This window comes from Cyanothece sp. BG0011 (assembly GCF_003013815.1).
In the GTDB taxonomy this organism is placed as follows: domain Bacteria; phylum Cyanobacteriota; class Cyanobacteriia; order Cyanobacteriales; family Microcystaceae; genus Crocosphaera.
On the sequence record NZ_PRLH01000052.1, the window covers coordinates 1 to 14,128 of the forward strand.

13 protein-coding genes are annotated in these 14,128 nt (G+C 36.0%); 5 read left to right on the forward strand and 8 right to left on the reverse strand.

Annotation, left to right across the window (positions count from 1 at the left end; translation table 11 throughout):
- The first annotated feature begins 124 nt into the window (after nucleotides 1-124).
- From C4E06_RS07605 to C4E06_RS07625, 5 genes are all read left to right on the forward strand, one after another.
- Nucleotides 125-463 (forward strand): type II toxin-antitoxin system RelE/ParE family toxin, encoded by a 339-nt coding sequence (locus C4E06_RS07605; protein WP_107667550.1) that lies wholly within the window; start codon nucleotides 125-127, stop codon nucleotides 461-463.
- On the forward strand, nucleotides 456-791 hold the full coding sequence (locus C4E06_RS07610; protein ID WP_107667529.1) for a helix-turn-helix domain-containing protein: 336 nt from the start codon (nucleotides 456-458) through the stop codon (nucleotides 789-791). Before C4E06_RS07605 ends, C4E06_RS07610 begins: the two co-directional genes overlap by 8 nt.
- 122 nt (nucleotides 792-913) lie before the next feature.
- A complete protein-coding gene (locus C4E06_RS07615) occupies nucleotides 914-1,150 on the forward strand; it encodes a hypothetical protein (RefSeq protein WP_107667530.1) in 237 nt (78 codons plus the stop codon).
- Nucleotides 1,151-1,172: 22 nt separating this feature from the next.
- Nucleotides 1,173-1,607 carry a nucleotidyltransferase domain-containing protein gene (locus C4E06_RS07620; protein ID WP_107667531.1) on the forward strand — a complete coding sequence of 145 codons (435 nt, stop codon included), beginning with the start codon at nucleotides 1,173-1,175 and terminating at the stop codon, nucleotides 1,605-1,607.
- Nucleotides 1,604-2,071, forward strand: coding sequence for a DUF86 domain-containing protein (locus C4E06_RS07625; protein ID WP_107667532.1), 468 nt, complete (start codon nucleotides 1,604-1,606; stop codon nucleotides 2,069-2,071). Before C4E06_RS07620 ends, C4E06_RS07625 begins: the two co-directional genes overlap by 4 nt.
- A 5-nt stretch (nucleotides 2,072-2,076) precedes the next feature.
- Here the strand turns inward: C4E06_RS07625 and C4E06_RS07630 are convergent, their stop codons facing one another.
- The 8 genes from C4E06_RS07630 to C4E06_RS07670 form a co-directional block, all read right to left on the reverse strand.
- The gene (locus tag C4E06_RS07630) at nucleotides 2,077-3,699 is read right to left on the reverse strand and encodes a protelomerase family protein (protein WP_107667533.1); all 1,623 of its coding nucleotides are present in this window, start codon (nucleotides 3,697-3,699) and stop codon (nucleotides 2,077-2,079) included.
- Nucleotides 3,700-3,825: 126 nt separating this feature from the next.
- Nucleotides 3,826-4,347 carry a hypothetical protein gene (locus C4E06_RS07635; RefSeq protein ID WP_107667534.1) on the reverse strand — a complete coding sequence of 174 codons (522 nt, stop codon included), beginning with the start codon at nucleotides 4,345-4,347 and terminating at the stop codon, nucleotides 3,826-3,828.
- Between the two features lie 35 nt (nucleotides 4,348-4,382).
- Nucleotides 4,383-8,222, reverse strand: coding sequence for a plasmid replication protein, CyRepA1 family (locus C4E06_RS07640; protein WP_198648402.1), 3,840 nt, complete (start codon nucleotides 8,220-8,222; stop codon nucleotides 4,383-4,385).
- A gap of 495 nt (nucleotides 8,223-8,717) precedes the next feature.
- Complete coding sequence (locus C4E06_RS07650) at nucleotides 8,718-9,734, reverse strand: IS4 family transposase (RefSeq protein WP_107667551.1); 1,017 nt, start codon at nucleotides 9,732-9,734, stop codon at nucleotides 8,718-8,720.
- A gap of 207 nt (nucleotides 9,735-9,941) precedes the next feature.
- Nucleotides 9,942-10,331: a type II toxin-antitoxin system VapC family toxin gene (locus C4E06_RS07655; RefSeq protein WP_107667535.1), complete on the reverse strand. Its 390-nt coding sequence runs from the start codon at nucleotides 10,329-10,331 to the stop codon at nucleotides 9,942-9,944.
- The gene (locus C4E06_RS07660) at nucleotides 10,331-10,558 is read right to left on the reverse strand and encodes a type II toxin-antitoxin system Phd/YefM family antitoxin (RefSeq protein WP_107667536.1); all 228 of its coding nucleotides are present in this window, start codon (nucleotides 10,556-10,558) and stop codon (nucleotides 10,331-10,333) included. The genes C4E06_RS07655 and C4E06_RS07660 overlap by 1 nt, the downstream gene beginning before the upstream one ends.
- A 46-nt stretch (nucleotides 10,559-10,604) precedes the next feature.
- Nucleotides 10,605-11,171 (reverse strand): hypothetical protein, encoded by a 567-nt coding sequence (locus tag C4E06_RS07665; RefSeq protein WP_107667537.1) that lies wholly within the window; start codon nucleotides 11,169-11,171, stop codon nucleotides 10,605-10,607.
- Between the two features lie 4 nt (nucleotides 11,172-11,175).
- Entirely contained in the window at nucleotides 11,176-14,043 is a 2,868-nt protein-coding gene (locus C4E06_RS07670; RefSeq protein WP_107667538.1) for a site-specific DNA-methyltransferase, read from the reverse strand.
- Between the last annotated feature and the right edge of the window lie 85 nt (nucleotides 14,044-14,128).

The window sequence follows — 14,128 nt, forward strand, 5'->3', positions numbered from 1 at the left end:
AGAAGAATTACCGAAAAAAAAAGCTAAATTTATTCCCATTAAAAGTCATTGAAATTTAAGATAAAAAATTATAAAATGGAGAAGTAAATTGACACAAAACAATGATATTAAACCTGTTATTTGGATGGGTGATAGTCTCAAACAAGTTAAAAGTTTTCCCAATGAGGTTCGTCGTGAAATAGGCTCATCTCTATTTGATGTACAGAAAGGAGATAAGCCCAATAAAGCTAAACCTTTTAAGGGAGTTGGTAGTGGAGTTCTTGAAATTGTTACTCGATTTGATGGAGATACTTATAGAACCGTTTATGCCGTTCAGATTGGCAATTCTATTTATGTTCTCCATGCTTTCCAAAAAAAATCCCCCAAGGGTATTAAAACAGCACAAAAAGATGTTAATTTAATCAAACAACGCTATCAACAAGCTCAAAAACTAGCTCAAAACAATGAATCATCCTATGAATGATAATCTTGAATCTATTAATTTTACTGCTAGTAGTGGTAACATTTTTGCTGACTTGGAATTAGATAATTCATCAGAACTTTTGACCCGTGCCAAACTTGGTTATACTGTTCGTAAACTTTTAGAATCTCGTCATTTAACACAGGCTGAAATAGCTTCATTATTTAATATTGAACAGAAAGAAGTTGATGATTTAATGACAGGAAAATACCATCTTTTTGAGGAAACTCGTCTGTTTAATTTCTTAAATAAACTCGAACAAAAAGTTGTTATTCACATCACTTCTCATCAAACTAATGAACCTTTAATTGACGTTGTTCTCGACTCCTAAAAATGATTATTTTCGACCCTCAAACGGAGATAATTACACAGGAGAAAATAGTTGAAATTCACTAATAGATAACGACTCTAAAACTGCAAAAAAATACCAAATTCAAGATAATAACTAGACTTATGAAAATCATACAAACTGTAGGGAACGTTCAAAATAATGAAATAAAAATAACACTTAAAGAGCCTTTGAATGATAGAAAAGTCAATGTCATTATTATTGCTGAAAATGAATTAGATGAATTTGAGCAACGTCATCAAATGATGATTGAAAAAGGGTATGATACTCCTGAAAAAGTCTTAGAACTTATCCATAAAGTCAAGCTTGAAATGCTCTCTGAGAAGGGTAGAGCAAAATAATGTCTTCCTTAAAATATTCATCATGTTAGACTTAAATTTACCTCAATTACAACAAATCCAAAATCAATTAAAACAAACTGTTCCCTATGTCAAAATGCTAATTCTTTTCGGTTCAAGAGCCAGAAAAGATTCTCATAGTTATAGTGACTGGGATTTTGCCGCACTTTATGATGAGACTATCAAACAACAAGGTAAATTAGATTATTTGGAAATTTATAATATTTTAGCTGATATTTTTAATATTCCCTCTGATAAAATTGACTTAGTTTCTCTTGATATCTGTTCCCCCTTAATCGCTCATTATATAGCTCGTGACGGTCAACTTTTATATGAACAAAAATCAGGGTTATTTGAGGATTTTAAACAGCAAGCTTTGATGAATAGTGAACAGTTAGAAAATATCCGAAAATCCCTCCGACAAAATCTTGAACATTTTTTAGAAGCTAGAGGCGTATGAAAACTTTAGATATTAATGTTGTTTTAGTCAGGTTAAATAAAATTGAAGACTATATTACCCGTCTAGAGAAATATCAAAATCTCACTATTGATGAATATCTCAACTCTCAGGATATTCAAATGATTACTGAAAGAATTATTCAAGTTATTACTGAAGCTGCTTTAGATATCAACAAATATATTTTATCCTGTAACGGAATTTTAGAGACTAAAGATAATTGGACTAACAAAGATTATTTTCTTATAGCTGCTCAACAACAAATTCTAACCGAAGATTTAGCTATTCAACTAGCCAAAGCTGTCGGAATGCGTAATATTTTAGTTCATCTTTATCTTGATATCGATTCAATTCAAGTTTTTGAGGGAATACATCAAAGTTTAATCTACTATCCTCTCTATATTCGTCAAATTCTCACCTATTTAGACTCAATTACTCTAAAGAACGAACCCGATCTTTCTCAATAACCATCCTAATCCATCGGATATTCTGGCACTTCTATCATTTCGCTAATATCAACAGATTTACGATTATCCCCTTCACTTAACTCATAAGTCTGGTTATGAGAGTCTATCTCGTCTTTATGCGCCTCACACCAAGGGGTTATGCTTGAGAATCTTCCCCCTACTAATTTATGGATACTGGTGGGATTAATGTACCAGCGTTGCGATCGCTCACTTGCCACATGGGAATTATGGTGTTTAATGGCCAAGAATGCCCGTCTGATTTTTTCGGCGGTGGCATCTCGATGACGAATTCGTTTTAATTTTGATAAGGGCATTGACTGGAAATCTTTTCCTTCATGCCGGTTACGCAATCCTTCACGAAACTTAATCTCTTGCTTAACCAACTCACACACCATGGCCTTAAAATCAGTTTGACCCGTTTCTTCCATTACGGCCCCTAACCGTTTCACCCATTCAGGGGATAATCCTAATACTTCAGGGGTTATGTCTGAATCTACAGATTCTTTGACAACTGGTTGAGATTCGTTAGATAGAAACCTCATCAATGCTTTTTCATGGTCTGTGGTTTCTAACTTATCGGCGATCGCCTTAATGATTTTAACCCCTGGTTGTCCTAGTTTTATTCCTTGTCTTTGTCCTCCTGCTGATACGATCGCACCGTCTCCGATTTGATAATCTAGGTAGTGCATGGCCGCGTCTGCTTTCCCTGGTGTGGGTTCATGTCCATTGATGGCTTTGATATACACGAAATCTTTGACTTGGGGAGGACAATAATAGAATACGGCGATCGCATCATACACGGCCCGTAACCTCTGAGGATTAACGGTCGTTTCCCCGTTTAAACGGGATAAAGTGGGGACAATTTCTCTAAAATTCAACTCTACTTGAAATCTCAGGTTATTTTTGTACGTTTCTAGTTCTAAATCGTTTAATTTGTCTGCTTTAAACGTATTTCTAAGGATATTATACCCTTTGAGTACGGTATCCGCTTCTATCAAAGTGGGCATCTCATAAGCTCTGTTTTTCCCTCTTGTTTTGGCTTGTCCTTGGCTTAAAATAATGGTGTAGGGGGATGAGGGTTTTAATACGGCATCTCTGAGGATTTCTCCTGGTCTTAACCCCACTAATAACGCTAGGGATGCCCCTATATCAGCATAACTAGCATATCCTTCTTTTTCGTAAGTGGCGATCGCACTCTCTAATAATTCTCGGCCCCTGTTCACTATTAAGTCCGGTTCTTCTATGTGGGCCACATTATGCTGTTTCCAATCTAAAGCTTCTCGTTGTAACCCTAAATTAAGGGCTTTGATATCATCGGGGGTATCAATTAATGTACAGGCAAAATGTTCTCTTTTTCCCTTAGTTGGGTGGTTTATGCTATTTTTTGCGGTTAATTTGTCTTTGAAGTGGATTCTTACCGCTTTATGTAAACAAGTGTAATAATTCTTGACGCTAGTTGGTTTAACTTTCTTTAAAAACTTTTCGGTTAGTTCATTATTGAGTTGGGCGATCTCAGTTTCATCTTCCTTTGTCATCCCTTCTAAACGAGTCAGGGTGTCATCGATGATTTCTATCACCCACCCTGCCGGTGGTTTTCCTTTTCCCCATTCTTTTAACCAATGTTCCATACATCACCCCTGTTGTAAGGTTATACTCTCAGCTTACATTAGGGGTATTGTCTTTGTCAATAATCTATCAAAGTTTAATGAAAAAACCGAAGATTTCTGATGTTTTACCCTTTAATTAAATTCGTTTTAATAAGCTTCTATTTTTTCAATGATGTTCGGATATTTTTCAAATAAAGCACGGACTTCTTTAACGTACCAAGCTTTACAATACATAGTCGATTCTCTTGTTTCATTGCTATATACTATTATTGTCGGAAACTCATAATCTACTCCACATTTTAACCCATAAGCATATTGAAAAAATACTTGTTCTTTATTTTGAATAAACTCTACCCATTCTGGAATCTCTTTTTTCATTTCTTTTAATACACTTCTATTTTCTTTACTATCTTTTTTAAAGGCTGTATATAAACGATATAATTCATCAAGTTCCCTAAAGTCATCGAAGCCAGTAATGATCACTTTATGCTCTTTATTATCTTGTGTCATTACTGTTACTATTTGTCCCAAGCGAAAATTTCTCCCTAATATTTTCTGGGTTATCTTTGATATGATTGGATTTTTATCCCCCGTTAACTGAGACAATGTAAGTTTTAGTTGGTCTTTTTTGAGATTTTTAACCCGTAAGTGAATTGCCTCAACATCCATTTTTGATATCCTATTAACCCTCATATTTAATATTATTAAATAGAGGTTAAATAATCAAGTTTCAGTGACCGTTGCCTTCCATTAATTTCTAGGATAGCGTATCGGCTCAATCCCTCCCTAAGCTCCTTGATTACGGCTTTAGCACCGATTAGGGAATCATCCAACAAGTCCCCCTTAATTCTTACCCATTGCCCTATCTTAAATGGCCAATCAACCGGTGGACTAGCTTTTTGTAGTATCTTTTCATGATCCAGATGTGGCTGATCTTCTTTAACAATTATTGGCACATCTGGATCATTACTTCTTGTTTGCTGGTCTGGATTATAGCCGTTTTTGGACTCATGAGTTTGATCGTTATTTTTTTTCTCGATTTCCGTACTACAAGATTGTTGTTGTAGTATGTTTTCGTCATCCCATCTCAGGGTTTGGAGATGTTCGGGGGAATAATCCCGTTCGATTCTGGCTTGGAGTATTTCCGTTAATTTATTGATGACCCCATGAACATAATTGTCGTGCTTGTGAGGGTCTATAATTTCTTTGAGGTTTACTTTGACCGGCAACACCTTATATACCCGTGTTCTATTTTCATCCGAGAGACGGCGATCGCTTAAATCATAGCCAATTTGATTAAGTAAACACCGTATAAATTTAATGGGGTCTTTTGATGGCCGCTTTCCTAGTCCCTGCCAGATTCTCTTAAGGTTGGCCCGCTTGATTAAGTCTTGTACCGGTTCACTATCGGCTGTAAATTCCCCTGCTACTTCAATGAAGTACAATAACCTTAGATCAAACAATGCTTTTAGGAATAGGTAACGGGGCTTAATTTTCCAGGGGCAAAGTTTTCCTCTTCTGACTTTATTTAGTAGGTTATGGTAGAATTTCTTAACCTTAACTAAAGCTGGTGAATTCTCTTGGTCAAACTTTTCAAGATAGATTCTATTTTCTATTTGGGTTATTAGATTTCGATACTTATATTTAATTAGATAAATTAACTCAGGACTCCAGAAAGTAGAGTTATTTATATTAGGTAAGAGTTTAATTAGTTTGGCTTTCATTAAGGCGCATCTATCTTCCCAATGAGCGTCTTGGCTTAACATCATCCAAGGTTTATCTAGGTACTTATCAGAAGATTCAAAGATATCTGTTGAGTCTTGAAACCTAGTTATTACCTTCTCTTTTGAAACTTCTTTATTAACTCTTTTAAATGGATCTTGATATTCAGGAGTATATCGATTACTAATGTCATATCCTTGTTGTTCTAATAACCAATAAACACACTGTCTGAGATTAGCTTTTTCATAGTTTATCATTGCTTCTAATCGTTGGGCTAACTTACTCTCAGGAGTCTCTAAGTCTTCTTTGACTTTGGTGAGTAACTCACTGATTAGTTCTTGTTTGTTATCTTCACCAACCATTGCTAAATGGAGGTCACGGGTTAACCGTTGGTTGAAATGATATTGTAATTTTTCTAAGAAGGGTGATTTAATACTATTCTTATCATCTACTTTGGTAAAGGGATTTACCCATAAATAACGGGTCACTTGACTATCCCTAATTCTCCCAATTATTTGAGTGATTGAGTCCGCATCTAATGCCCCGTAAAATAAGCCAAAGAAGTGAGTAAAATAGTTACTAATCTTAATATCTAAGCCACTCTCACAGGAAGGTGAAAATAAAAGTCTATCTATTTTATTTTCCCTTAAATACTTATCAGGGTCTTTTAAGAATTCTTTAACTTCTGGTTTATTGATTGTTTTTGAGTCAATTCTTAATACTTTCTGACCTAACTTATCTAAAATTCTATGTAAAGATTCTAGTAAGGTTTGATTGTCAGAGGCGATCGCTCCTGTCATCTCAGGGATAGTTATTAAGTCATATAACCAAGGGGCATGATCCCGTTTTCTTAGTTTTGTTTTCTTGATGGTTCCTTCTAATAAAACTAAGTTAGCTTTATTACCTTTATAGGTATTTTCTACTTTTTCTATCTTTTTGGTCGGGTCACAGGCTGCGATAAAATCGCAATACATATCTGATAGATTACCATCAAAAGATATAATCCTATCGGCTTTTATTATGGCTCCTTTGACTAATTCTATTGCTTGTTCTCTACTATTAATGGTTGGAGAAAATAACAGATGTTTTAACACTGAAATAATCTCATCTAGTAGTAAGACTTTCTCATCGAAGTCATTGGCATTAAAACGATAATGTGAGTTAATACAAGCTGTGACTTTTCCTTGAGGATTCCTAATATAAAGACTACTTTCTTGTTCATGGATATGGGTAAATTCTATGTTTTTACCTGTTTCTTTTTTGGCTTGGGAGGTCTTTTCGCAAAACTGATAAAGTAGTGAGTTTCTGTATCCTAAACTTACCGCTCCATAGTTCTCTAATCCGTTTTTAAACCACTCAATTGTATTAGTGGTTTTACCTGTTCCTAACCCTGATTTACCGCATAAGATAGTGTTTTTTTCTGGTACACTTAGGTCTAGATACTCCTGTTCTACTGTTTTAGTTGGGGTAAACTGCTTACAACTTTTCCAAGCTTTAAAAGCTTTTCTATGATAAATTAATTGGTCTGATTTTTCCTTGAACTCGTCAATGGGAATTAAGCTTATTTCAAGGTTTTCGACATCAATTTCGTCAATGTCTAAACCATTTTTCTTATCCTGTAGTTGTCCCCAATCAGCTACTTTTAAATCAGGTAATATTTTTCCTAACTTTTCATAGGCGATCGCTACATTGGGGTTGATAATTGACCCGGCATCGGCATACAGCACAAATTTGGGTTTTTCCCATCCATATCGTTGCTTAATCGAGGCGATCGCAGCTTCTATGGCCTTTGTACTACTACCAAAGTTTCCCCCACTGGCCCCAATAATCGGTATACCTACCTTAGATGACGCTAGAAGGGGTTTATATTCTAATCCCTCACAGAACCCTATTATTTCCTTTTCGGGGGCTTCCTGGGGTAAATAAACGGTAATGGGGAGTTCTCCCGATGGTAGGTCGATGGGTATCCCCCTAGAGTTCTTTGAGGATAACCATAGGTATTTCCCTAATTCGTTGGCCTGTGGGGTGAGATTGTTGATTCTGAGGCCGGTGTACAATCCATTTTCGTTCGGTACCGGAATGAGGATACCGTCGCAGGGGTTATTTAGTTTATCCCCCCGGTGGTTTACCCCTGATAATCTAATATCTACAGATTTTCTTAATGTTTGCCACTGGGTGACACTTCGATAGTTTCCTTCCTCTATTTGAGCATCCGTTAACCCCCTATTTCTGAGATACCGATAATGCTCCTCACTTAACCCCCTACTTCTGTGCGATAGCGCCGGAACGGAGTGAGGAACTTCTGACTTCTGACTTCTGTTCGATAGAGCCGGAGCGGAGCGAGGAACTTCATGAAGGCGATCGCTTATTCCCCGTTCCCTCAATATTTGACCGTGGGTTTGAGATAGGGTTAGCTGGCCCAGTATTTCCCTGATTACCTGATCCCTCTCTGGGATAGATAACAGCTTCTCTAAACTCTCTCCCTGCTCCCTGCTCCCCTGCTCCCTGCTCCCCTGCTCCCTTGCTCCCTGCTCCCTGCTCCCTTCTCCCTTATCTTCCCCCCTGATGGCTAGAAAACGGGGATTCACCTCTGTGGGAACTGTTAACTGTCTTTCACTGGTGACTGGTGACTGGCGACTGGTGACTGATTTAGCCCATATATTAAACCCCCATGTGTCTTGACCACGATAAACGTAGTCTACGGGGTTGGCTTCGTTGCTTCGACAATGGACTAAATTGGTGGCGGTGTTTTGGCGGCAATCATTGCGATCGCCCTGACACACCGGACAGGGAGTGCGGCGATTGTATCTAATCCAGGTCATGCGTACCCCCTATTCGTGAAATCAGGGGGTAAATGATGGATTTTAGAAAAAATTTTCCATCACATTTTGATCCGCTCAATAGCAGATTATATCTAGCTTTCATTCATGTCTCCAGAAGGGTTGATTAGCTTCTGGCTACCCTCAAATTGGCTTTATTCGGAATTTATCTGTGACAATAGAAGTAGAAAAAATTTTTTGAAGTTTAGAAAGCCTGGTTTCCAGCTTTCTTGGTTAGTCAGTCATTCCGATTGCTTTCCATGAGAGTCAACCAGCTTTTTTTTATTCTTTAAGTTAAATTAACTATGTCATTGTTACTTCTCCTTTAAATCCTTTGGCTAAATCTTCCAAACTCAACCCTAATAAAGAGCAAAGCATCAACGTTTGTTCAGGATTTAAAGTAGGCACTGACACCCCTTTTTCCCAGTTGCCAGAAATGTTGAATGTCTTTAGAAAACTTTACATATCAAATTAGACTAACCCTATGGTGCTTAAATTTCACCTTAACCAAATCAGTTTTCTGAACCAATGTACATAGCTAATTTCCTGACACATATAAGCTTGAAGATAACGGAGTTTATCTAATATCGTTTTTCCAAATTCTAATGGTATTTCTATTAACTGTAGAATTAAATAAGCAATTAAGCAACTATAGATTTGGATTCTAATTCCATTCTCATTCTTCGTCATTAGTCTGTCTAATTTTAAGTGCATCTTTAAAAATTTCCAAAGTAATTCTATCTGCCATCTTTGTACATAAATCTCTGCTATTTCCTCATTGCTTACTCCTTCTTCTCCATCAAAGGGTAAATTAGTTGCTAATCTAAATTCAGTCCTGTCTTCTAAGTCACAAAATGCGACTACTCTAATTTCTACTTCTCTTTCATCTTTTCCTACTTTAGAATTACCATCATCTAGCCTTTCTAAAGTAACATTATTTTTAATTCTCAAGACAAATGCTTTGTTTTGTTGTTCTTTCAACTCCCTGATTCTTTCACAAGAAGCGAACCCTCTATCCATTATGCCTACTCCATTTTCTGGAATTGCATTTACTGTTTGATGTCCATATTTATAGTCATGTCCTTGCCCAAAATGAATAACTATTCCTCCTGTTTCTGATGTCCAGTTGTCTAATCCACAAAATAGTTTAACTTGATGATATCCTTGACTGCATAAAAGTTTACTTGTTAGACTAAGTATAGTAGAATCAATAGGAAAATAAGAACGAGCTTTTCTTTCTCCTTTTCGTTGACGAAGCTTTCTTTTTAATTGATTAATGATGTCAAGAAAAACTTGAGTGTCTCTTTTCTTGCTTGCCTTAGAAAAATTAGATATTTTTAGGTCTATTCCTTGAGTATTTAATCTTTTAAATAAATCCTGCATACTCACAACACTTTTATCCATTACATACTCCAACCAGCAGGAGACAAATGAAAATGTACTGAGAACCGGATAATCATTTCTAGGTAAAGGTTTTAAGATAGTTTTAATGACTTTAGGAAAACTTTGTAAAATCAAATTATTTATTTTGCTTTTCTATGTTTTTTCTTATTCTAGCATTTTAAACGGATTTTCTCCAGGCTTTTTTCTAACATTCAACATTTCTGCCTTCACGGATAAACCAGTAACGGGAGGGTTCATCAAAGGGGGAGTTTAATATCGGTTCGTTGACTTCGTAGGACATTTTTTTGATTAGTAAAGGTTAGTTTTTTTTGTCTTTAACTAAGTCCATAAACGTTGAACAGAGTAAGCATCAAAGGCTATATCTCTACTTAAAATAGGGATATTTTCTATAATCCCTTGGGCAATTAATAACCTATCAAATGGGTCATTATGATGAAAGGGTAAAGTAGAAATTAAAGCTAAATGGTTCAATTTGATTGGCAATAAATCAAAGTCTTCTAGTTTGATTTTGTCAGTAATATAGTCTTCTAATGGTAAAGATAGGGTTAATTTCCCTTTGCTTTGTTTTATTCCCATTTCCCACACACTCGCTAAACTAATCAATTTTTGATGGTTAATATCGTCCATAATTTGACGAACTCTATTACTCAAGTTAGGATGACCAGAAAAGAACCAAATTAAACTATGAGTATCTAATAATACTTTCATTACATATAGTCCTTAAAGTCTTCTAAGGGTTCATCAAAGTCATCACTAATAGAAATAATATTTTTATCGCTTCCAAAAAGAGAAGGACGTTTATTTAAGGGTTGTACTGAGACTAATTTTACCATTGGTTGATTGTTTTTAGTAATAATAATTTCTTCTCCTGTTGATGCTATCTCCAGAAGTTTTTTAATCTGAGGTAATGCTTGATTAATATCTATGGTTTCCATTTTTTATCTTCCTTGTCGGACATTTTAATTTTGATTTTCGGTAGAACTATTTTCTGACAACAGTAATTTTTCCTCCTAATTGAATAGCATCTGGAGGGAGATTTTGTTCAGGATATCCATTATCTAAATGGTCTTTAAATTGTTCAATCCCTTCGTTTCCAACTTTGACAACAGCCAGGTCGAATTCTCTATTTGAGTCTTCATTTCCTTCTTGACCAATTATTGCCCTGAGTTGCCATTGATTGTTGTCATCAGGAGAAATATTAGTTTCTTGAGGATACCAACCATGAGACTCAGGATGTGTTTCATCTTGCCTTGGATGTACTACTAACCATATCTGTTCTCCAGAACGTAAATTTCCTTTTAATTCCCCTTTTACATCAACCCATCGTTCAACAACATCCCCATTTTTAGGCTCAATTATTGTTGCTTTAATAGGTTTATAGACAGTAATTAAAGGTTTACCATCAGTAAGATGTTCAAGAGTTTCATGAACTCCCCATCCCATTGCAAAACAGGTTATGGCTATTGTCGTTATAATGATGAGAGGATTCTTATCAATTAAGTCTTTTAAATTTGTCCAAGGGGACTGATTATTATTAGAATTATTCATAATTTCAAGACTTCTTTAAATCCTTAACCACTAACAATTCATTCCCCCTATCATCTATTACCTTAACGGCAATTTGTTGATGTTCTCCTGCTTCAAAAGATGCACTGGTTGTCCCTGATAAATGTTCCCAAACTGAGTCTTCATAAGTACCTTTGAGGGCTTTTTTCAAAGAGTCCCAAGCTTTTGTACGGGGAAAGAATGCTTGATTAACATGGAAGCATAATCCGTTATAATTAGTGTCAAGAAACCATGCAGGGACGTTCTTGGCTACTTCATGATCTACTTCCATTGTAACAGGGTCAAATACATCTAAGCCTAATAACTCAACCTGATATTTATTATCCTCGGTTGGGTGTACTTTAATCTCTGGTAAACCACACACACTAAATATCTGAGAACTTCTCATATTTTTAAGTAAGTCTCCCATTAATAAGTCTGGGGTTGCTTGTATATAAGTAGCAGGAATATTCATAGTTTCTTGACAATTTTCTACCAGTTGACGGGCGTTTGGGGCAATAGCAAAGCCTATAATATAAAGGTGAGAATAGTGTTTACTGTTTGCTTCTCTGGCTGCTTCAAAGACGGTTCTTTCTGCTATTTGTCCATTTTCTGGACCGAATAAAAAGGCGACGGGTTCTAACCCTAATTCCTCATCATTATGTTCATTTTTTTGAGATTTATCAACCGCTTCTGTAATTTTTTTCTCTTCATTATTATCCTCACTTCTGACTTTTGACTTCTGACTTCTGACTTCATTAACCATTGCCTCTGCTGAGAGATTTTGAGTTGTAGCAGGTTGTCTAACGTTGGTAAAGGTGACGGTTTTATTATCAGGTAAACGAAGAACAGGAGACTTTCTTAATACTTCTAGCATCCTATCAGTAAAGGAGGCGGTTGTATCGGGTTCAATGGCTTCGGTTTCGGGTTCATCTTCTGCATCCATGTCAACCGGTGGGGGTATGGTTCCTTCAATGGTAAAGGGACTACAAACACGGACAATACTGTTATCAACTTCGGGACGATCTACTAAGATTTCTTCGTCTGGGGTTTCATTATTGGCAATACTTTTTAAGGTAATATGGGGGACAATACCGCCGATTTCTTCTCCTTTTCTGTTCTGTTTTCTCTTATAAATAAAGCCACCGGTAGGGGAGTTATTGTCTTTTAATTGATACCAAGGGAAGGTAGCGGTTAATAATCTTTGTCTGGCTAATGCTAAGGGAACTCGACTGACATCACAAGTGATCCATCTTCTCCCCCATTGTTCGGCAACATAAGCAGTTGTGCCACTTCCACAGGTTATATCTAATACTAAATCCCCTGGATCTGTTGTCATTAATAGACAGCGTTGAATAGCTTTTGGATTCGTTTGAACTACATAAATTTTTTCATCTAATCTGCTTTGTATCCCACCAACATCTGTCCAAATATTATTAATAGGTGAGGCAGGAAAATCATTTAAAAAACGAACATAGTTCAAGGTATTTGCTGAAGCAACTACTCTATTGTTATTAACAAGATTAGTTAATCCTTCTTCATTTGTCTTCCATCCGCCAATAAACTTTTTTCCTTCAAAAGTATAAGGGACTTTAGGACTAGCTTGTGAAGTCATTCCACTTAAACGATATACCTTAGCCCCAGTAGGTATTAAATTAGGATTATCTATTTCTTCTTTTGTTAATCTTCTTCGTTCTCCATTTGATAATTGTAAATATGAGTATTTTCCACTGGCATCAGTTGAAAAGTCTTTAGATAAAAATAGTTGATAATATTTAAAATTTAATTTATTTTTAGAATACCAAATAATATAATCGCCGATTGAAGCAAGTGATAAAGTTCCAATGGATGGACTACCTGCACCCGTTGTTTTATTAAATGTAATTAATCCTATAAAATTCTCTCCACCAAAAACCTCATCCATCAACTCCCGAACATGATGAACATTATCATCAGAAATTTGAACAAAAACGCTACCACTATTAGTTAATAATTCCCTAGCTAATAATAACCTATCTCTTAAATAAGTCAGATAAGAATGTAACCCTAATTCCCAAGTATCCCGATAAGCTTGCACCATTTCGGGTTCACGGGTGAGGTTATCATCATCATTATGCTTAACATCTCGTTTTCTAACAAAGGGTTGAAAGTTAGATCCAAACTTCACCCCATAGGGCGGATCTATATAAATCATTTGCACTTGACCCCCCAATCCTTCATACTGTAAAAGGGAATTCATAGTAACAAGGGAGTCCCCCAAAATCATGCGATTAACCCAATCACCATGATATTCATAAGCCCTTAAAATTTGATCAGTTATTGACCATTCTGGGGTATTAAATAAGTTTAATTGTAATTGTTCTCCCCCTTGTTTATGACTTTTTAATGTTTCAATAATAGCTCTGGTAGACAATCTTTCATGAACAAATAAGGGTAACGTTGGTACATCAAAAGATAACCTTTCTGCCTTCCCTGTCCAATTCAAAAACGGTTGACTTAATGTTTTTAATTGATTTAAAGATAGGGTTGCTTCCCTAATTTGTTCCTCTATCTTATCCCGGACTTTATATAATGTTTTTAACGCTTCACTATTATTATTAAGGGACTCAGCGACAGTATTTAATTCCGTTAATTGTTGGGATAAAGACTCAAGATGAGAAGTGATCGCCTGAATATGTGCCTCCCCTTGTTCACGGGAGGGGTTATCATCCCAAGACAACTCAGGATCTAAAGAAGAGTCATAACGATAAGTTACAGGGGGTTTTTTCTTCTTAAACTGTGCCTCAGTGCCAATATCAGGGCGTTGAGGATGCTTTTCACTATGATTATAAGCTTGAGCTTCTTTGGGTTTCTTGGTACGTTTCCCTCTAGGCATACATTATCCTTGATGCGTTATGCACCTTAATTTTTACATTTAACGTGATGGTTTATGCACCATTATTTTGGCATTTTACTTGATA